The sequence below is a fragment of the Borrelia coriaceae genome (assembly GCF_023035295.1).
GTDB classification, from domain to species: domain Bacteria; phylum Spirochaetota; class Spirochaetia; order Borreliales; family Borreliaceae; genus Borrelia; species Borrelia coriaceae.
The window spans coordinates 569,979-591,114 of sequence record NZ_CP075076.1; the positions used below are offsets into that span (position 1 = coordinate 569,979).

General features: G+C 28.5%; 17 protein-coding genes and 2 pseudogenes. 14 read left to right on the forward strand and 5 right to left on the reverse strand.

Translation table 11 applies throughout. The features are described from left to right. Positions 1 to 2: 2 nt before the first annotated feature. Positions 3 to 2,480 carry a coiled-coil domain-containing protein gene (locus bcCo53_RS02780; protein ID WP_246938341.1) on the reverse strand — a complete coding sequence of 826 codons (2,478 nt, stop codon included), beginning with the start codon at positions 2,478 to 2,480 and terminating at the stop codon, positions 3 to 5. Positions 2,481 to 2,807: 327 nt separating this feature from the next. Here bcCo53_RS02780 and bcCo53_RS02785 point away from each other — a divergent pair, with 327 nt between their 5' ends. The 6 genes from bcCo53_RS02785 to crr all read left to right on the forward strand — a co-directional run bounded on the left by bcCo53_RS02785 (position 2,808) and on the right by crr (position 8,716). Next, entirely contained in the window at positions 2,808 to 4,673 is a 1,866-nt protein-coding gene (locus bcCo53_RS02785; RefSeq protein WP_025408165.1) for a hypothetical protein, read from the forward strand. Beyond that, complete coding sequence (locus tag bcCo53_RS02790; protein ID WP_025408166.1) at positions 4,660 to 5,121, forward strand: hypothetical protein; 462 nt, start codon at positions 4,660 to 4,662, stop codon at positions 5,119 to 5,121. The genes bcCo53_RS02785 and bcCo53_RS02790 overlap by 14 nt, the downstream gene beginning before the upstream one ends. Beyond that, positions 5,118 to 5,987, forward strand: a complete 870-nt coding sequence (locus tag bcCo53_RS02795) for a consevred protein (RefSeq protein ID WP_025408167.1) — start codon at positions 5,118 to 5,120, stop codon at positions 5,985 to 5,987. Before bcCo53_RS02790 ends, bcCo53_RS02795 begins: the two co-directional genes overlap by 4 nt. A 158-nt stretch (positions 5,988 to 6,145) precedes the next feature. After that, positions 6,146 to 6,406, forward strand: coding sequence for an HPr family phosphocarrier protein (locus tag bcCo53_RS02800; protein WP_028328086.1), 261 nt, complete (start codon positions 6,146 to 6,148; stop codon positions 6,404 to 6,406). 15 nt (positions 6,407 to 6,421) lie between these two features. Then, positions 6,422 to 8,143 carry a phosphoenolpyruvate--protein phosphotransferase gene (gene ptsP, locus bcCo53_RS02805; protein WP_025408168.1) on the forward strand — a complete coding sequence of 574 codons (1,722 nt, stop codon included), beginning with the start codon at positions 6,422 to 6,424 and terminating at the stop codon, positions 8,141 to 8,143. 3 nt (positions 8,144 to 8,146) lie between these two features. Then, positions 8,147 to 8,716 carry a PTS glucose transporter subunit IIA gene (crr, locus tag bcCo53_RS02810; protein WP_025408169.1) on the forward strand — a complete coding sequence of 190 codons (570 nt, stop codon included), beginning with the start codon at positions 8,147 to 8,149 and terminating at the stop codon, positions 8,714 to 8,716. 31 nt (positions 8,717 to 8,747) lie between these two features. On the opposite strand, the gene htpG is transcribed toward crr, so the two are convergent. Then, entirely contained in the window at positions 8,748 to 10,595 is a 1,848-nt protein-coding gene (htpG, locus tag bcCo53_RS02815; RefSeq protein ID WP_025408170.1) for a molecular chaperone HtpG, read from the reverse strand. Positions 10,596 to 10,714: 119 nt separating this feature from the next. On the opposite strand from htpG, the gene gnd reads away from it, so the two are divergent. Continuing rightward, positions 10,715 to 12,109, forward strand: coding sequence for a decarboxylating NADP(+)-dependent phosphogluconate dehydrogenase (gene gnd / locus bcCo53_RS02820; protein WP_025408171.1), 1,395 nt, complete (start codon positions 10,715 to 10,717; stop codon positions 12,107 to 12,109). A gap of 14 nt (positions 12,110 to 12,123) precedes the next feature. Here the strand turns inward: gnd and bcCo53_RS02825 are convergent, their stop codons facing one another. The 3 genes from bcCo53_RS02825 to bcCo53_RS02835 all read right to left on the reverse strand — a co-directional run bounded on the left by bcCo53_RS02825 (position 12,124) and on the right by bcCo53_RS02835 (position 14,211). Then, positions 12,124 to 12,663 (reverse strand): BAPKO_0422 family outer member beta-barrel protein, encoded by a 540-nt coding sequence (locus tag bcCo53_RS02825; RefSeq protein ID WP_025408172.1) that lies wholly within the window; start codon positions 12,661 to 12,663, stop codon positions 12,124 to 12,126. Between the two features lie 126 nt (positions 12,664 to 12,789). Continuing rightward, positions 12,790 to 13,305, reverse strand: coding sequence for a BAPKO_0422 family outer member beta-barrel protein (locus bcCo53_RS02830; protein ID WP_025408173.1), 516 nt, complete (start codon positions 13,303 to 13,305; stop codon positions 12,790 to 12,792). Between the two features lie 390 nt (positions 13,306 to 13,695). Continuing rightward, on the reverse strand, positions 13,696 to 14,211 hold the full coding sequence (locus bcCo53_RS02835) for a BAPKO_0422 family outer member beta-barrel protein (RefSeq protein WP_025408174.1): 516 nt from the start codon (positions 14,209 to 14,211) through the stop codon (positions 13,696 to 13,698). 493 nt (positions 14,212 to 14,704) lie between these two features. Between bcCo53_RS02835 and bcCo53_RS02840 the strand changes: the two genes are divergently transcribed. The 7 genes and pseudogenes from bcCo53_RS02840 to bcCo53_RS02865 all read left to right on the forward strand — a co-directional run bounded on the left by bcCo53_RS02840 (position 14,705) and on the right by bcCo53_RS02865 (position 21,136). Beyond that, positions 14,705 to 15,241, forward strand: a complete 537-nt coding sequence (locus bcCo53_RS02840; protein ID WP_025408175.1) for a chemotaxis protein CheW — start codon at positions 14,705 to 14,707, stop codon at positions 15,239 to 15,241. A gap of 14 nt (positions 15,242 to 15,255) precedes the next feature. Then, entirely contained in the window at positions 15,256 to 15,567 is a 312-nt protein-coding gene (locus bcCo53_RS02845; RefSeq protein WP_025408176.1) for an STAS domain-containing protein, read from the forward strand. Positions 15,568 to 15,590: 23 nt separating this feature from the next. After that, a pseudogene (locus tag bcCo53_RS08885) lies at positions 15,591 to 16,377 on the forward strand (Hpt domain-containing protein); the annotation flags it as partial. Positions 16,378 to 16,553: 176 nt separating this feature from the next. Further along, positions 16,554 to 17,741: pseudogene (locus bcCo53_RS08890) on the forward strand (chemotaxis protein CheA); the annotation flags it as partial. 59 nt (positions 17,742 to 17,800) lie between these two features. Then, complete coding sequence (locus bcCo53_RS02855) at positions 17,801 to 18,952, forward strand: chemotaxis protein CheB (protein ID WP_025408178.1); 1,152 nt, start codon at positions 17,801 to 17,803, stop codon at positions 18,950 to 18,952. Continuing rightward, positions 18,952 to 20,724, forward strand: a complete 1,773-nt coding sequence (locus bcCo53_RS02860) for a BB0569 family chemotaxis protein (RefSeq protein ID WP_025408179.1) — start codon at positions 18,952 to 18,954, stop codon at positions 20,722 to 20,724. The genes bcCo53_RS02855 and bcCo53_RS02860 overlap by 1 nt, the downstream gene beginning before the upstream one ends. 37 nt (positions 20,725 to 20,761) lie before the next feature. Next, positions 20,762 to 21,136 (forward strand): response regulator, encoded by a 375-nt coding sequence (locus tag bcCo53_RS02865; RefSeq protein WP_025408180.1) that lies wholly within the window; start codon positions 20,762 to 20,764, stop codon positions 21,134 to 21,136.

The following is a 21,136-nucleotide window of genomic DNA, read 5'->3' on the forward strand; positions in this document are numbered from 1 at the left end:
GTTTATTTTATTATTCTTATTTTTTTAAATTCTGAGGCTAAATTTTTATATAGAGTACCTATCTCATTTGTGTTTTCCACCTTTATTAGGTTTCTGAAAAATTTTTCTTTATGTTTTAATGATGGGTTGATGAAATGAGTTTTAACATTATATTTTGGTATTGATTTGTAAATTGCTTTTGCTCTATATAAGTTTTTTGTTGGTTCTATTTCAATATAATATCCGTTAGATTTTTTAAAATCAAATTCACTACTTTGATCTTTAAAATTGTAGTTGTTTGAATGTGTATCTGGATATATTTTGAATTCAGCGGGTTTTATTAGAGGATTGTTATGCATTTTTTTTCCATTGTTAGGATAAAATTTCTTTTGTGTGTATTGTGATTCTTTGTTTTGACCTGCTAAGAGGTTTTTATATTTGTCAAATTCTTCTTTAATTTTTAAAATAGTATTTTCATTATCTGTTAGTTTTTTATCTAATATATTATTTATTTTGTCTTGCTTTTGTTGAATTATATCTTGATTCTTTTTGTATACTTCTTCATTTTTTTCAATCTTTTCTTTTAGGCCATTTATTACTTCCTCTATTGAAGATAAGTTGTTTGCGATATTTTTTAAGCTAGTGTCATGATCATTCTTTAAATCTGTTAATTCTTTTTGAAATGCTAGTAAGGTGTCTTTGTTATTATTAATTTTATCATCAAGCTCACTTAATCTATGAGAGTTATTGTTAAGAGCGTCTTTATTATTATTGATTTTATCATCAAGCTCACTTAATTTATGAGAATTATTGTTAAGAGTGTCTTTATTATTATTGATTTTATCATCAAGCTCACTTAATCTATGAGAGTTATTGTTAAGATCGTCTTTGTTATTATTAATTTTATCATCAAGCTCACTTAATCTATGAGAGTTATTGTTAAGAGCGTCTTTGTTATTATTAATTTTATCATCAAGCTCACTTAATCTATGAGAGTTATTGTTAAGAGCGTCTTTGTTATTATTAATTTTATCATCAAGCTCACTTAATCTATGAGAGTTATTGTTAAGAGCGTCTTTGTTATTATTGATTTTATCATCAAGCTCACTTAATCTATGAGAGTTATTGTTAAGAGCGTCTTTGTTATTATTAATTTTATCATCAAGCTCACTTAATCTATGAGAATTATTGTTAAGAGCGTCTTTGTTATTATTGATTTTATCATCAAGCTCACTTAATCTATGAGAATTATTGTTAAGATCGTCTTTGTTATTATTAATTTTATCATCAAGCTCACTTAATCTATGAGAATTATTGTTAAGATCGTCTTTGTTATTATTAATTTTATCATCAAGCTCACTTAATCTATGAGAATTATTGTTAAGAGCGTCTTTGTTATTATTAATTTTATTATTAAGCTCACTTAATCTATGAGAGTTATTGTTAAGAGCGTCTTTGTTATTATTAATTTTATCATCAAGCTCACTTAATCTATGAGAATTATTGTTAAGAGCGTCTTTGTTATTATTGATTTTATCATCAAGCTCACTTAATCTATGAGAATTATTGTTAAGATCGTCTTTGTTATTATTAATTTTATCATCAAGCTCACTTAATCTATGAGAATTATTGTTAAGAGCGTCTTTGTTATTATTAATTTTATCATCAAGCTCACTTAATCTATGAGAATTATTGTTAAGAGCGTCTTTGTTATTATTAATTTTATTATTAAGCTCACTTAATCTATGAGAATTATTGTTAAGAGCGTCTTTGTTATTATTGATTTTATCATCAAGCTCACTTAGTATTTGGTCTGGTAAATTAAAATATTCTTGTTCTTGGGAATGCATATCATATGTGTTCTCTTCAGATGGATAATTGTACTCTTCATTTGATATATATTCGTTTGGGTTTTCTTCATATGCTTTATAATTATTGTTTTTTGTTTGCCAAATGTGATTAAATAAATTTTCTTTTGTATTAATTAAAATTTTAATCTTTTCAATTACTTCTTTTAGACTTTTTGTTAATATTTCATATTCTTCATTTCTTTTTTGCATTGAGTTTATATTGGATTGACTTAAAAGGTTTTCTAGGTTTTCTATTTTTCTCTCATAGTTTTCAATTCTAAGCTTTAAGTTATTTATATTTTTTATGAACCAGTCATCTATATTTTCTTGTTCTGAATCAAAATTTTTTGTGTTTAAACTTTTTAGATATTGTAATTCTTCGTTTGTTAAGATTGTATTTTTTACTTGTTTGTTATCTGATATTGGAGATTGTTTAGGAATTTTGAATTTAAGTTTATTTGTGTTTTTGTTTGATGCATTTGAGTTGTTTGCTTTTAAAATTTCATTTTTTTTATGGTAAATTATTCCTTCTTCATTGTTAAAATCTTCGTTTAAATCTTCTCTGGGAATATAAACATTTGAGTAATTTATTATATAATCGTTTGTATTTTTTTTTGGCTCTCCAAAAAGCGATGTATATAAGAGGAACATAAAAGTTTTAAAGAGCATTGAAAGTATCTTTTTACCTTTATCCATACATATACCTACTTGATATTATTTGATACCCATTTTAATTTTGATATTAGCATACTTTTTGGAATTTATCAAAATAAAATTCATAATAATTATGAGAATAATTTCATTATTGAAAATCCCTATACTTTGATCTTTTAAGTATTATTGGTTTAGAGGATTTAGTTGTTCATCATATTTTTTATTTGTAATAGTAATTTTATTTGTATTGTGCCATAATGATACAAATATAAGCTAGCAAGATAAATTTATGAATTTTGACTGCTTAATTTTACTTAATTGTTTATGAATCAAGAAGATATAGATGAAGTTTGGGCTTTGCCAGTTTGTTGTAATATCAAAAATTCTATCATTGAAAGTTTTAAGCTTTCAGATAAGTATAAAGACAGAATTTTTAATATAAGTTATAAAGATGATATTACCTTAAAGTTCAGTGATATTGTTGATTCTAATGAATTTAATTTAAAGCTTTTTGATAATAAAATAGATTTTGAAGGACAAATTCCTTTAGTTTTATATTCTGATAACTTAGACTTTTTGTTGGAAGCAGAATCAAGCATTGTTTTTGAATTAAAAGCCATTGAGCAAAGTGATGTTTATTTTGATTCGAGATTTAAAGAATTAGGGGAGTGTAAAAGTTATAAGTCTTATTATGAGTTTTCAAGCTATTTAAATTATTCCAGTGATGTTCTTTTAGTTAGAGTTTACTTTAAAGATGATAGTTTAATCATCGATGCGGATCTTGATAATATTCCATTTATAAAGCAAATTATTAGTGATAATTTTTGCATTGCTAAAGATAGGATCATTATCAATCCTATTAATAATGATTGTGTTAATTTTTTATTTCCAGTGTGTTTTAATGCTGTCTTACAAGGAATAATAATTGCTAAAAAGCTTGGTCGCAAGGTTAATATTATTTATTATAAAAGACATTTTTTAATGGCAGAGTCTTTAAGCTTAAAGTTTTCAGTTGCTAATTACTTATCAGAAGCAAATAGAATTGATAAGATTATTTTAGAAATTGAAATCAACAGGCCATTAAACTTTTTGTATAAGTTTTATTTTGACTATCTCAGGAATGTTTTTAGTAATTTGTTTTTTGATGTGTATATACATATTAATTTTATATCGGCTAAAAGTAATGCTATATTTTTTTTCGACAATCATTTTTTATTTGAGATGGCCATTTATAATGTTGTTTATTCAAACTTTTATAATCTTGCAGTTAATTTGTCAATTGAACCTCTTAGTTATTTACTAAGCTATGTTAAGAGTGAATGTAATGTTTTTTTAAGGCTTTTTAAGGAAATAGATTTGAAAAATTTTATTATGCGCAAGTCATCTTCTATAAGCTTAAATAATAAATATAATGTTTTTGACGTGAGAAGAAAGGGTGTAGGATTTGCCTTTTTAAATTTAGACCCTAATCTGGATTTTGTTTCCTTAAGCCGCAATCAAACTGTTTCTATGAGTTTGCATAAGGATAAATTAGACATATTTGTTCCTTATAAATTAATAGATGTTAATTTAAAAAACTATTTAAGGAATAGTTTGGCTAGGACTTTTAGCTTATCTTATGATAATGTCAATTTTATTGTTAGTGATGCCTTTAGAGATAATGTTGAATTGCATAGTACGTTAGTTAAAGAATCTTATGTTATTGAAAGAGAAGTTTTAGCTATTAAGGATGGTCTTTTAATGATGCTTGGTGAAGATTTTAATGGAGAATATCCTGTTGTAATTGGTCAAGACTTTGTTGTTGATATAGATAAGAAATTTAATGTTGCTTGTTCTCTTGAGATTGATATAGAAATAAATTCTTTTGATGTTACATTTAGTAATGTGAATTTTTTTGTTGAAAATGGTAAGTTTGATAAACTTAGGATAAATAATAAACGTGTATTTTCAATTTTTAGCTTAGCAGTTGACTATATTCTTGGGAATATTACTTATGATATTGTTAATTCTGTAGAACTTGAGTTTATTGAAGATGGAGAATTTGTTTTTTCCTTTAGAATATTGTTTATTGTCTCTGTTTCTGCAATTAAGACAGCTTTAATTCAGGCTTTTGACCTCAATATATGTAAAACCCCTATTGATGTTAAGGAGATTCTAAATAGTTGGAGCGTACGTATTGATACTAATTAGCTTTAATTTGAATGAAGAGCGTCTTTCAAAAAGTATTGATCTCTCTTTAAGTACTAGAGACCTTTTGATAGATATTTTTTATTCGGGTGAGCAAAATTTTATTGAAAACATGAACAAAAAGTTTTCGTTGGTGCTCTTAGATTTAAAACCTATATATTCATCGTTAGTTCCAGCCTTTATGTTAAATGGGCGTAATATCATTACTGTTGAAGGTTTAAAAAATACAACCTTTTATGAAACTTTAATTAAGGTTTTGTTAGAAAATGACTTTGGTTTTTGTACAAATTGTTTTTCATCTAATGTATTATTATTTTACTATCTTTTAAAACGTAAAGTTATAATTAGGACTGATATTTTAGGATATTATAATACATTAAAATGTCATTGTCTTGATGTTAATACGTTCTTAGAGCTTTATTTGCAATTGGAAGAGTTAGAGAGAAAATGAGTGGTGTTAAGGTATATTATCCAGAAAATTTTAATGCGCTTGTTAGTTTGTTTAATGAGGATGCAAACAATTATATAATTTATAATGAGATTGATTTTCATAAAAATGCTGAAATTTTTATGAACAAGAACAAGGAAGATTCTGACAATTTTTTTATAATTAATAATTTTGAAAGATTCAATAAGGTTTCTCTTAAGAGTAATTTTTTGGAAATGGGACCCTGTGTGACTTATGATACGATATTACAATTTGGAGAGAAAAATATCCCAAGGTTGTTTTATGAATTTATTTCAAGACTAAATGATAGGATATATCTAAATAGTATTAATATTGCTAATGGATTTTATTATAAGAACACAGTGTTTGACTTATATCCTTTGTTGTTAAGTCTCGATGCTCAGCTTGAGTTTAAGAATATTTTAAATAAGAGAACTTATACTTGTAATGCTTACAGTATTAACAGAGATGATTATATAGAAAGTCGACATATTTTATTTTTAAGTAAATTAAAATTTCCAATTACAAATTTGTGGAATAAAAGTTTTTGCAGTAGGATATTTGTTGATACTTTTTCATTTAATATCTTAGAAGAGACAAACATTATTTTTATTTGCGTTCTTTTAAATGTTAGGAGAAATATTATAAGTGATTTTTTGATGAAGATATTTTATAATGACAAAGTTATTACTTTAAGAGATTTTCAAGTTTTACTTCTTAATAAATCTTTGCCTTTATCTTTAGTTGAAATTGAAGATTCTATTAGGGTGCTAGATAAGAATATCTGTGATGTTAAAAACTTTAGTTTAGGGGAGATGAGTTTAAGACTTATTAAAAACTTTTATTTCAATGTATTGTGTAATTTATAGTATTATAAAAGTTAGTATTATTAAATAATTGCTGGTTTTTAGGCATGGTTTTAATATAAAAGCAATAGAATTAATTTATCAATTTGTTTTTATGCATTATAATATATTTGTTAATAAGTTAATCAAAAAATAATTATTCAAATAAGGGGCTTAAGCTTATGGTAAAAAAAGAGGCTACAATTAAAGCCATTAATGGTTTGCATGTTAGACCGGCATCAACGTTTGTCAAAAAAGCTAAGGAGTATGTTAGTGATATAACAATTGAGGCTGATGGGAAATCTGTGAGTGGCAAAAGTTTATTTCGCTTACAAACTCTGGAATTATCTTCTGGAAAGAAGCTTGTGGTGTGTGCTGAGGGTGATGATGAGGAGAAGGCTGTTAATGAACTTGTTGAGCTCATTGAATCTTTTAAAGAATAGGTGTGGAAGGTTGATATGACTTTATCGGGGAAAAGAATATCTAAAGGGATAGGTATAGGAGAGGCGATTTTTATTAAGAAGGATTTTGATAAGTTAATTGATAAATCAAAAATTACTGCTTCACAAATTGATGGTGAGATAAAAAAATTTAATGATGCTAAGTCAAAATCTATATCTGCACTTAAAGAGCTTACAAAGAAAGCTGTATCCCAATTTGGTTCTGATAAGGAAGGTATTTTTGAAGGGCAGATATTAGTTATTGAGGATAACGAACTTTCTGAGTCTGTTATGGGCTTTATTAAGAATGAAAATTATGGTGCTGCTTATGCTGTTTATCTATCTTTTAAAGAATTGATTGAAAGTGTAGAAGAATATACAGATGCTTATTTAAAGGAGAGAGCTTCTGATTTTAAAGATATTAGGAATAGGCTTATTTCAAATATTTTAGATCAAGTTACTGATCTTTCTGAGATTAAAAAAGATGTTGTTTTAATTACTGAAGAATTGACACCGTCTGATACAATGCAGGTTGATTTAAGTTATGTTAAGGGATTTATTACTACAGTTGGTGGTGAGACTTCTCATGCTGCTATTTTAGCAAGGACAATGGGACTTCCTGCGCTTGTTATGACATCTTTAGATATTGCTAAAATTAAAGAAGGTGAGCAATTAATAATTGATGGATTGTCTTCAATAGTTATTAGTAATCCTTCGTCTAATGAGCTAAATAAATATGAGCATAAGATATTAGAGTATCATGAGCATGAGAGAGAGCTTTTTGCATTAAGAAATCAGGATGCCAAGACGAAAGATGGTATTCAAATATCTCTTAAGGCTAATATTGGAACTACTACGGATATTGTATATGTTAATAAGTATGGGATTGATAGTATAGGTCTTTTTAGGACAGAGTTTTTATATATGGAGTCTTTAAAGCCACCCACAGAGGATGAACAGTTTGAAGCTTATAAAAAAGTTGTAAACTCTATAGAGAAAAAAGGTGTTGTTACTATTCGTACTCTTGATATTGGAGGAGATAAGGAGATTCCATATTTTAATTTTCCAAAAGAAGATAATCCTTTCCTAGGGTATCGTGCTCTTAGAATGTATATGGATCATGAGGATTTAATACAAAGTCAATTTAATGCAATTTTTAGGGCTAGTCATTATGGGAAGATAAGAATCATGGTTCCTATGCTTACTAGGTATGAAGAAATTGACATAATTAATTATTTTGTAGATAAAGCTAAGACAAATTTGAAGTCTAGAAATTTACCTTTTGATGAAAATTTGGAAATTGGATGCATGATAGAAGTCCCTTCAGCAGCTTTAATGGCTTCTGAATTTGCTAGCAAATTGGATTTCTTTAGTATTGGTACTAACGATTTAACCCAATATACTTTGGCTGTAGATCGGGGTAATCATAAAATATCAAATTTATATGATAAATATAATCCTGCTGTGTTAAGACTTATTAAGAATGTTCTTGATGCTGGTAATGGTTCTGGAATTGATGTTTCTGTTTGTGGTGAGCTTGGGGGAGATGAGGCTGGGGCTTTGATTTTGATTGGGCTTGGATTTAGATCTTTGAGTATGGTGCCTAGTGCCTCACTTCGAATTAAGTATTTGTTAAGCAAATATACAATATCTGACTTAAGTGAATTAGCAATTAAAGTTTTAAATAGTAAATCAGAGTCAGAGACTTTAGAATTTTTAGATAAATATATAGGAGATTAGTTTATGGGGTTTTTGGGATTTTTTAAGAAGTCCGCTACTTTGGATTTGATAGCACCTGTTAGTGGAAAGGTTATTTCAATTGATAAGGTGCCAGATGAAGCTTTTGCTGAGAAAATAGTTGGTGATGGAGTTGCAATTATGCCTACTGGGAGTGAGTTGGTTGCGCCTTGTGATGGAAATATTGGCAAAATTTTCAAAACTAACCATGCCTTTAGTCTTGAAACTAAAGAAGGTGTGGAAATTTTTGTGCATTTTGGTATTAATACTCTTAATTTGAATGGTAAGGGATTTACAAGGGTTGCTGAGGAGGGCATGAGCGTAAAACAGGGGGATGTTATTATTAGACTTGATCTTGAATATTTAAAGTCCCATGCAGAATCAGTAGTTACACCTGTTGTTATTGCAAATTCTGATGAAGTTTCAAGTATTGATTATGTGTTTGGAAAGTTTGATGATGGTTCTGAGTATGTTTTATCTTCTACTACTACTTTAACTGAAGATGTTAAAGCTAAGATATCTCAAACTAAACCTGTTGAGGCAGGCAAAGATTTGATTCTTAGAGTTAAGAAGTAAGTTCGCAACATAAGCTGCGAACTTACTCTAATTATATGTTTTTTTCTAACATTTCATTTATGATGTTTATAAATTGACTTGGATTTTTACTTTGTAGGCCTGAAGTTATCATTGCTTCTTCAAGAAGAATAATACTTATTTTTTCCAAATTTACATCATCTAGATTTTTTAAATTTTGAATTATTTTATTGTTTGGATTGAGTTCAAGAATAGGCTTGATTTCTTTAATTTCTTGTCCCATTGATATCATAATTCTTTGCATTTGATAAGTAGGATCAGCACTGTCAATTATTATTGCTGATGGTTCTTGTGTTAGGGTTGCTGATAGTAATACATCTTTGACATCATTTTTAAGTATTTCTTTTACTTTTAGCAAGATGTCTTTGAATTCTTCTTCCATGTGCTTGAAATTTTCATCTTTTAGTTCATCACTTGTTTCATTTTTGTTTATTGCTTTTAACTTTATCCCATCATATTCTGTAATGAAGTTTAAAATAGCTTCATCAAGTTCATCATCCATGATAAGAGTTTCATATCCTCTTTCCTTGTAAGCATTTACTATTGGATTGATTTTTAGTATATTTTCTTTTCCTCCGGTTATATAGTATATGCTTTTTTGTCCTTCAGGCATTCTTTCTTTGTATTCTTTTAAGGATACAAGTCCATCTACGTGAGAGGATTTAAATCTAATTAAGGATATGAGCTTGTTTCTATTATCAAAGTCAGAATAAACTCCTTCTTTTAAACATCTTCCAAATTCTTTGGAAAATTCATTGAACTTGGAATGATCGGCTGTACTTAACTTTTCAAGTTCACTGAGGATTTTCTTTACAGAAGATGCCTTTATTTTGGCCAATATTTTGTTTTGCTGTAAAATTTCTCTACTTACATTTAGTGGTAAATCTTGGCAATCTATGATTCCTTTTATGAATCTTAAATAATTTGGAAGTAAACTGTCTGAAGAATCTGTTATGAAGATTCTATTTATGAATAATTTTACACCAGGTTTAGTATTTGGATAATAGAGATCATAGGGAGCTTTGCTTGGGATGTAGAAAAGGTTTGTATACTCGATACTTCCCTCGGCTTTTGTATGTATATGAATTAATGGGTTCTCATAATCAAAGGTTAAATTTTTATAAAATTCATTGTATTCTTCATCTGTTATTTCATTTTTATTTTTTATCCAAATTGCTGTTGTGTCATTCAGTTTTTCTTCTTTTTCCTCAAATCCTTCTTGCTTGCCATCCTTTATTAGGGGTTCTTTATATTTAATGAAGATAGGGTAACTTATGTGATTTGAATATTTTTTGATAATCTCTTGGATTTTCCATTTGTTAGTGTATTCAATTCCTTCTTCATTAAGGTAAAGGGTTATTTCAGTTCCATGTTCATCTTTTTTTGCTTTGTCTATTTCATAGCCTGTTTTGCCGTCACTAGACCAGACATAGGCAACATCTTCTAAAGCTTTTTTCGTTATAAGTTCAACTTTGTCTGATACAATAAAAGCACTATAAAATCCAACTCCAAATTGTCCAATTAAGCTTGCAGCATTCTTTTCATCTTTTTTTAAGTTGTTTATAAATTCTTTAGTCCCTGATTTTGCAATTGTACCAAGATGATTAATCAGGTCTTCTTTGTTCATTCCAATTCCATTGTCTTTTATTTTAATCACTTTCTCATCAAAGCTTATTTCTATTTTTGGATCTAGTTTGATATCCTTAAATTTTTCGTTTGTTAGGTTTAAAAATTTAAGTTTGTCAATGGCATCAGAAGCATTTGATATTAATTCTCGTAAAAATATTTCTTTATGAGAATAAAGAGAATGTATGATTAAATAAAGTAAATCATTAACTTCTGTATCAAATTGTTTTTTCATAGAATTCTCCTATCTTGCATTCGCTTTAATCTTTACTTTTTTTATAATATAACATAATCTAAAAATAATGAATAAATCAAATTTGTCTATAATAAAAAATTAGGATAGAGGATAATACAATGGATGTCGGTATTTATGGATTAGGAATTATGGGCAGTAATTTAGCATTAAATATTGCTGATAGTGGTTTAAATGTTTCTGTTTATAATAGAGATAATGATAGGACAGAGGCTTTCCTTGTAAACAATACGCATAAGAAAATTAGTGGGTTTAAAGATATTGAGACTTTTATTGGAAGCTTAAAGAAACCTAGAAAAATTATTTTAATGATATTAAGCTCAGCTGTGGATGAAGTAATTGAAGAAATTTTACCTTTAGTTGAGAAATTCGATATTGTTATTGATGGTGGAAATTCTCATTATAAGGATACGATAAGAAGAGAGCAAAAATTATCTTCTAAGGATATCTATTTTGTTGGACTTGGAATTTCAGGTGGTGAGAAGGGTGCGAGATTTGGACCTTCTTTGATGTATGGTGGAAGCAAAAAGGTTTATGGATTAATTGAACCTATTTTGAATAAGATAGCTGCCAAGACAAATGAGGGAGATATTTGTTCTGCTTATATTGGTGAGAATGGAGCTGGGCATTATGTAAAGATGATTCACAATGGAATTGAGTATGCGGATATGCAACTTATTGTTGAAGCATATTTTTTTATGAAGAGAGCTTTTAATTTAGATAATTTAAAAATTTCTGAAGTATTTGACAAATGGGGAGAAAGTGATCTTTCTAGTTATTTAATAGAGATAACATCTAAAATTTTAAAATATAAAGAAAATAATGAATATTTGCTTGATAAGATTTTAGATGTTGCAAATCAAAAAGGTACTGGAAAGTGGGTTGCAATTGAGGCTTTACAGTTAAATGTGCCAGCAAATTTGATTTTTGAATCTTTATTTGCAAGATTTTTGTCAGGATTAAAGCATGAGCGTGTAATTGCTAGTGACATTTTAAGAATGGACATGGATGCTGTTAAATTTGATCTGAGTGATTGGATTTTAGATCTTTATTATGCCCTTTTGGTTGCTAAAATACTAGCTTATACTCAGGGTTTTATGATGCTTAAGAGTGCGTCTGTTAATTATGCTTGGGATTTGAATTTGGGAAAAATTGCTTTGATTTGGAGAGAGGGCTGTATAATTAAAAGTGTTTTTTTAGCTAAGATTAAATTAGCCTATGATAAAAATCCACATCTTATTAATTTGCTTTTTGATGATTACTTTTTGGATATAATAAAAAATCATCATAAGTCTTTAAGGCGCATAGTATCAAAGGCAAGTGAGATTGGGATACCTTTGCCAGCATTTTATGCAAGTCTTTCTTTTCTAGATTCTTATTCTACTAGTTATTTGCCAGCCAACTTAATTCAGGCTCAAAGAGATTTTTTTGGTGCACATAGTTTTGAGAGAATTGATTCAAAAAGAGGTGAATTTTTTCATAATATTTGGGAATAATTTAAGTTGAGTGTTTAAACATAGTATTTCACGAATATTCCACCCATTATATTTGTTTTAACTCCTGCATAGAAGTAGTGATATGCAGTGGATTTTACATTTGATACAAATTCTATTGAAGGTGCTATTTTAATTCCTATTTCCACTTGTTTTGTTAAATCATACAAAATAGCTATTGGGATTCTAAGTCCAAATCCTATCTCCATATTTATTAAGTTTGATTTGTGAGATGATATGTGTATATTGCCCCCAATTCCTGTGCCTATAGATAAATTTTCCATTAAGGGTGTTGTAAATATTAGATCTAAAGCTGAGAGTACGAGTATATTAAAGTCATATTGTTTGGATTTGAGTGTGTTCCCAGACAAATTAATACCATTAGTTCCCCCATAGCCTATTTCAAGATCAATTAATGGGAATGACATAATGTAATTCAATATCGGATTTCCAATACTTCCCCCAAATCCTATTTTTCTATCTAAGTATGAACTTTTGCTAAATGCACTAATCCATATACTTAGTATTAGTATTACTCTTAGCACTAATTGTTGCATTAAATCTCCAGTAGTTAATATTTTTATTATTATATTTTATTTTTGATGATTAATAAATTTTATAAGAAAAATCTGGCTAATTTCAGTGTTCTTTAAAATTTGGAATGTTTATAATGCTATTTATTTTTAAGCAAGCCAAAGTCTCATGCCAAATCCCGCAAATACTTCCCATTTTTGTTGTGGATCGTCACTTCCGATTCCCCAAATGTTGATACCAGGTCCTGTTTTTAAAAATATGTCAAAATTATTTGTGATAATTGGTACATTTAGAGTGAGAGATATTCTAAGTCCTATATTTGTTGAATTATACGCTTCTTGGGTATTTTGCCATTTGGATATCCACCATAATCCATAAATTCCAACTCCCAGTGAAGCATTTATTATGCTAGGTTTTTCTAGCGAATTTGATGATAGTGCGATAAACTCTAGAGAAGCAAACAATGTATTAAAATTTGTAAATAGATTTCTTAATCCATTGTAAATTCCAATTTCCATTTCGATGTTTTTGCCTAATACTAATTGTAATGAGTTTGACAATGGTCCTAGAATTCCAATGCCGAAATAGCTTTTATTGGTGGGTAAATCTTTTGCCCAAATATTAAAATAATTTATTAGTAATAAGGTTAAGATTATTTTTTTCATTTATTGATAAATCCTCTCGTGTTTAAGTATATACTTGATTGCTTTTAAAGTGAAGTACTATCATCGATATGTTGTAAATATAATTTATGTTTAATATTTTAGTAATTTAAATTTTTATGTTTTTGAGGCTTTTTTACATCATATTATAGTAATATCAATTATTTTTATAATATTGACTTGTTTTTAGGGTGTGTAATGTAATTTCTTGTTAATGACTTTCACTATGCATGCCATTTTGTCTTGCATAGTTTTGGGATAATATCAGTTTTTTGAAGTAGATAAGTCACTTTGATATCTTGTGGATATGTGCAAATTTTGTTTTGCTAGTTTTAATCGATTTATAAAGAGAAGCATTGAATACTTCTCTTGTGGTATGGTTGGCACTTATACTTATGTAAACCAAAGTCTCATACCAAGTCCAGCAAATATTTCCCATCTAAATCCAGCTCCGCTACTCCAAATATTTAACCCAAGACCAGGTGCTACTTTTAAAAATATGTCAAATTTTTTTCTAGCTATTGCAAGGTTTAAAATCATTGATAATCTTGCTCCCAAGCTCATTGGTCCACTATTTGTTTGACCGTTACCCCATCTTGAGAACCATATTGTTCCATAGCCTCCGCCTCCAACAGCAAAGTCTAGAATATTATTTATCTTTGCAAAAGTGTGTGTGTAGAAGATATAATCTATTGCAAGGAATAAAGTTTGCCAATCCTTAAATAAGTTATTTGTTCCATTGTAGACACCCAAGTCTATATCAAAGTTTTCGATATTGAATTCTAATGCAATTGGAAGTGGCAGTAAGATGCCCATGCCGAATTTGTTTCTTGCAGGTGATGTTGAATTTGCAAAAGCAGATATTGATAATAGTATAAAAATTAAAACAAACATTCTCTTTTTTTTCATAAGCTTCTTTCCTTTATTTATATAGTATTATATAGTTTAATTATTGAATGTAATATAAAAATTTAATTTTGGATTTGCATAATGCAATAGGTTGATAATAGAGGTAGTGTTTCTTAGCATTTGTTGTTTGTCCAATTTTGTGCCTATAGTGAGCGTCTATATTTTATGTAAATTTGATTATATTTTTGCTTGTATTGTTTTAAATACTAGTTTGTAATATTATTTGTGTTAATTATTTAAGTTAATAGGTATTATTATTTATAATAACTTAAGTTTTAAATATTTATCTTTTGATCTTGTTAGGCAAGACAATTATCTCAAATTTCATTTTGTATTATGTTATGATATTTGAACATTGCTTTATATTTTTTTAGTATTAAAATTTTTGATTTATAATTGATGTATGACATTATGTGAGATATGTTCAATTTACATAAAATATTGTTGGATGTTTTGTTTATATTTACTATTAATAATATATTAAGAGGCAGTTATGGAATTAGAGACCGATTTACAGGATACATTAAACCAGTATCTTTTGTTCAGTTTGGATGAGCTTTATGCTATTGAAATTAAATATGTTGTTGAAGTGTTAGAGTATACTAAAATTTCAAAAATACCTAGAACTCCTGATTATATGGCAGGGATAATAAATAATAGAGGAAAAATAGTTCCAATAATTGATATTAGAAAGCAATTTGGTATGAAAGAGCGTAAAGTTAGTGACGATGGGATCAAGAAAAAGGATGATAATATTTCAAATATTATCATATTGACTTTGATATATGAAGGTGATGAATTAAATATTGGCATTTTAGTAGATCATGTTAATGAGGTTCTTGAGCTCAGTTCTTCTGATATTGATGATGCTCCAAGGATTGGTACGGGATTTAATGCTAGATTTATATCTGGCATTGGTAAATTTGATGACAAATTTATTATTATTCTTAATGTAGAAAATCTGTTTGATATTAAAGAACTCTCTAGTTTTAAGAATACTACAATAGATGATCCTGATTGTGAGCAATAGGAGTTTTATGTGTTATGATTTATAATCCAGAAGGAGAACTTGTAGTAAACAACATTTTCAAGGTTAAAGAAGATCTTTTAAGTATTCTAAGAGATATGAGAAAAAAAGAAACATTGGTCATTAATCTTTCAAATGTAGAGAAAATAGATGTTACTTTTATACAAATTTTATATGCTTCTAACAAATATGCTAAAGATAAGAACTTATTTATAAAGATAGAATATCCATCTGATGAGGTTTTAAGTTCATTGATATATGGTGGATTTTTAAATGATATTGAAGATATTGATCACTTGGATTTAGGCCTTAGTTTAATTGAATTTTAATTTTATGTATTTAAGGGCAATTTATGAATAGTAGTGATATGATCGATAAATTTAAAGATTCTTTTAAAGAAGAATCTATAGAGAATATTTCGGATATTGAGCACGCACTTCTTAATATTGAGGTTGAATCGGGGCAAGAGGTTATTAATGCTATTTTTAGAAATTTTCATACAATAAAGGGTAGTGCTGGGATGTTTGGTTTTAATCTAACAGCTTCTCTTGTGCATGAAATAGAAACGGTTCTTGATCCTATAAAGGAAGGTTTTGATAAGTTTAATCAGGATACTGTTGATGCTACTTTAATGGCAGTTGATTTCATCCGTGAACTAATTGAAGGGGATGAGGCTATTGATGAGAGTGCGTATAAGAATCGTGAAAAAGTCTTAATAGATACCATCAAGAAAGGTTTTCAACTTAGTGTTGGTTCTAGTGATGATATTCATATTGCTAAGGAAGAGCAGATAAGTTTATCTAATGATTTAGGTTCTCAAGAATCTATGTTAAATTCATCTTCACATCAAGATAGGTTTGAGGATGAGGCTTTAAATAATGAGACTAAAATTTATCGAATTCTTTTTTCTCCTTCAAGGGGAATTTTATTCCATGGGCATAAACCAATCAATTTTTTAAGAAAATTATTAAATTTAGGCAATGGACAAGTTAAGGCTAGGGTAAGAAATATCCCTGATTTAGAATTAATATCTCCTGATAATGTTTATGTTGAGTGGGAAGTTAAACTGGAGACAGAAGAGAGTAAAAGTTCCCTAGAAGATATTTTTATGTTTTTAGATGGTCAGTCAAAAGTTATTGTTGAAGAAGTTGATTTATCTTATGACATACCCGATGCTTTTGAGCTTGATTCCTTAATAGATCATTTAGATAAAGGTGTTGTTGATGAAGTCTTTTCTAAAGAAAATCAGAGTTCATCAAATTCCAAAGAGATACATAATAAGACTAATTTTAAGGGTGGGGCTAATATTAGTTTTAATGATGATACTGCTAAGAGTAAAGTAAATATTGCAAGTATTAAGGTTGATTCAAAAAAATTAGATCATTTAGTAAATCTTGTTGGTGAGCTTGTTACTATTCAATCTAAGCTTGCAAAGGAAGCTGAGAATAACAATAATAATGTTTTAAATTCAATTTCAGCTGAATTTTCTTTGCTGATTAATGAGCTTAGAGATTATACTACAGGACTTAGGACAGTTCCTATTGAAATTTTATTTGTAAAATTTCAAAGAATAGTTAAGGATTTATCTGCTCAGCTTGGCAAATCAATTCGTTATTATTCACAAGGTGGGGATACTGTTTTAGATAAGAGTATTATTGAAAAGTTAAATGAACCTTTGGTGCATTTAATCAGAAATTCAATTGATCATGGGATTGAATCGGTCGAAGAGAGAGTAAAGGTAGGGAAGCCTTCACAGGGTATTATTAAGCTTTCTGCTCATCAATCAGGTAATTCTGTGGTTGTTATGATTGAAGATGATGGTAGAGGACTTAATAAGGACAAGATAATTAAGAGGGCTGTAGAGAGAAATATAATATCTGAGGCTGTTTCAAAAGCTTTACCAGATGTGGAGATTTATAATTTAATTTTTGAGCCAGGATTTTCAACAGCTGATGTTGTTACAAATGTATCTGGGCGTGGTGTTGGGATGGATGTTGTTAGAAAACAAGTAGAGTCTCTTAGAGGAAGTGTGATTCTTGAGAGTGAATTTGGTAAATATACTTGCATAAAGTTGATATTCCCTTTGACCTTGGCAATTATTGAGGGGTGGCTTGTTAAAGTAAAAAATGAGCACTTTATTGTTCCGCTCTCCAGTGTGGAGTCTTGTCTTGAAGCTGATAAATTAATGTCTAAAGTATATGGATTTGAAAATAATAGTAATGTTATGAATTATAGAGGGAGCATGATTAGCTTTGTACGTTTGCGCGAGTTTTTTGAATTATCTGATGAGAAAAGTGATAGTGAACATGTTGTTGTTGTCAATACAAATAGTGGTAAAATGGGGCTTGTGGTAGATGAGGTATTAGGACAACATCAGACCGTTATAAAGACTTTGGGTAAGATTTATTCTAAAGTAGAAGGAGTTTCTGGCGCTACAATACTTGGAGATGGTAGTTTAGCGTTAGTAATTGATATCGATACAATAACTAAGCTTATAAGGTAGTATACTTTAAGATAAAATATTTTGGTCTTTTATAAGGTAGGTTTATATTAAAAATAATAATGAAGATATTGATAATTGACATTCAAGGTCTTGTAAGGCAGGTTTTTGTTAGGGCTTTTTCTAAGGATGCAAGTGTTGAGATATTAAGTACAGGTTCTAATTCTTTAAACCTTATTAATGTTTTTTTGCAAAAATTTCCTGATTTGGTTATTATTGATGAAAATACGGCTAAGTCTCATTTTGGAACTGCTCTTAATAATGTTCTTAATAATATTTCACTTCCTGTTATCTTTATAGCAGAAGATGAAATTTATCCAAAGTATGGGTTTCTTGAATCTAAGAGAGATAAGATTAAATTAATAATAAATAAGCTTAATTTTAAGCTTACAGTTAATTTATTTAGAAGTAATTATTTGGAGTTAATAAAGTCTGAGATCAAAAAACTGGCTTGTAATAAATTTGTTGCTTCTTTTGAGACTAAAAGAATAAAAGCTCCTGATGTGTTTGTTAAATCTGAGGTCAAAAAATTTGAGAGTAATGTGGCTGGTATAACGAAGAGTTATAAGGTTGCAGATGTTATTAATGTTGCTCCAAAAAATGATCCAGACGTTGTCCTTAAGTATCAAGGTGTTATTAATAAAAATAAAACCGGAAAGGTTATTTTTGTTGGTTCTTCAACCGGTGGTACTGAGGCTTTAAGAGTTTTTTTAAAATTTTTTAAGAGAGACTCTCCTCCAATTGTTATTGTTCAACATATGCCAGGAGGATTTACAACCTCTTTTGCGAAGAGTTTGAATAATGAACTTGCAGTTGATGTAAAAGAGGCTGAAGATGGAGATATTTTAAGACCTGGTCTTGTAATAATTGCCAATGGTAATTATCATTTAATTGTGAAGTATGCTAATGGGAATTATTTTGTTAATTTGTTAGATGGTCCTTTAGTTAGTAGACATAAGCCTTCTGTTAATGTTTTATTTCGTTCTGCGGCTATGTATGCTGGAGAAAATGCTATTGGAGTAATGCTTACAGGTATGGGGGATGATGGTGCATGTTGTATGCTTGAGATGAAGAGAAGTGGTGCATATAATATTGCACAAGATCAGGCAACGTCTGTGGTATTTGGTATGCCTATGGAGGCAATTAAAGTAGGTGCTGTAGATAAAGTTCTTCCTTTAAATGAAATATCGGAATATATTCTAAGGAGATCTTAATGGGAGATGATGGTAATTTTTTGGATATTGAGCCTCATATTAATACATTATTTACTGAACTTGAGTCTTTTGATAGTCGTTCAAGACAAGTTTATGCCAATTTAAGTAAATCAATTCCTAAATTAATAGAAAAACTTTCTAAAGATATTAAAGATTTATCTTTTAATATTGGGTTTATTTCCGATCTTGATATTGATAATGATTATTCTTTAAATAATTTTATCTCTAAAGTAATAAGCGTATTGAATGATTTTGTATCTTATTTTAATTCTTCAACTGAAATGCTGGAATCTCAGTTTAGCGTGATAAGGGATAAGGTCAAGGATATAGAAATACTTGAAGATGTGATTGAAAAGATGAAAAAAAGTTCTATTGATATGGAAATAATGTCAATTAATACATTGACTGTTGCTATGAGAGCTGGAAGAGCAGGAAGTGCTTTTTCTTATATTACAAATGAGATTAAAACTTTGACTCAATCTATGATTAAGCAAGCAGATCAGCTTACTAATAGGGGCAGAGATATTAAAATTGGACTCGATCGTGCTAAGGAGCAGGTACTTGAAAATAATACTGCTGAGAATAAGATTCTTGAAGAATTTAAAGATAATTTAATGAAAAATATAGATGATTTTTCAGGAGGTATTGGAGAAGTTATTGCCTTTTATGACAATATATTAGGTATACTTAGTGAGTTTAAATTTAAGTTCGTGAATGCTATGTCTTATCTGCAATTTCAAGATAGACTCACTCAATCTTTGTATCATTTAAATATTATGTATTCAAGTGTTGATGTTTTTAAGTTTAGAGATACAAGTGAAATTCAGAAGTTAAAAGTTTTATCTGTTTTTACAAGTTCATCCAAGATGATAGTTGAGGATGTTATGACTAAATTGGATGAAAATTTAATGGTTTTTGAAGAATTTATTGATACCTCTATTTCTTCTATTCAGGATATTAATGATTTAAAGTCAGATAATTCTTCATATATTGATATTTCAAACTCAGTGGAATCTTTTTCCGTTATTTTATCGAATTTGCTTAAAAGGATTGATGATGTTGAAAAAAATAATTCTAATTTTTTAAATCTTTATTATGAACAGATTAAACTTGTTAAGTCTTTAGAATTAATGTTTTCAAATATTTCTGCTATATCTTCTAGATTCCAAAATATCAATATAGCTTCTAAAATAGAGGTTGTAAAGAGAGTTGAACTTGAGGATATGGAAGGTAATATTTCTGAGATGTCAAAAATTATTAGTGATATTGATTTCAATATTACTAAAGGACGAGAATTTTTATCTCAAATAATATTTTTCTTTGAAAAAGTTGTTAAAAATTGTGATAATAGATTTTACCTTGAAAAAAATTATTTTAACAAGTTTAAAAAATTATTTATGGAGATAAAAAATAACATTTTTGAGATAAAAAAGATTACTCTTGATCATATATTATCTTATGAAATATTTCCAGTTGATTTCTTAGAGATATTTGAAGAGGCAAAGTTAGATATTCATAATATTAAGAACTTAAAAAAGGAGCTTGTAAATCTTGAAAAGACTTTAATTACAATGGAAAAGGATATTAATGCTTCCCTTAATTTAGAGTTATTGAAAAATGGTCTTGAATGTGTTGAAATTGAAGATAAGGAATTTATTCGTAGAATTGCTAATAGATTTACTTTATTTGTTCATAAGAAATATTTATTGTCTCTTATCGAAGATGAAAAGGATGTTCATTCATTTGATGAGGGTAGTGTAATTTTATTCTAACTTTTGTATACTTTTTATGTGAGTTTAGGAGCGTTACATGCAAAAGAGGATTTTGGTTATAGATGACAATAGAGCTATTAGGCAGAGTGTTGCTTACATTTTAGAGCAGAATGGTTTTGGGGTGGCTGAAGCTCAGGATGGACTAGAGGGTGTATCTAAGTTTAAAGAAGCTGTTGGACAGAGTGATAAAGATTTTGATCTAATTATTACAGATATCAATATGCCTAATTTAGATGGAATAGGGGTTATTAAACAGATAAGGGAGTTTGGAAGTTTTGTTCCAATACTTGTTTTAACTACTGAGTCTGAACAATCAAAAGTTGATGAGGGACGTAAAGCAGGGGCTACTGGTTGGCTTGTTAAACCTTTCAATCCCGATACTCTTATGCAAACAATATCAAAAATATTTTAA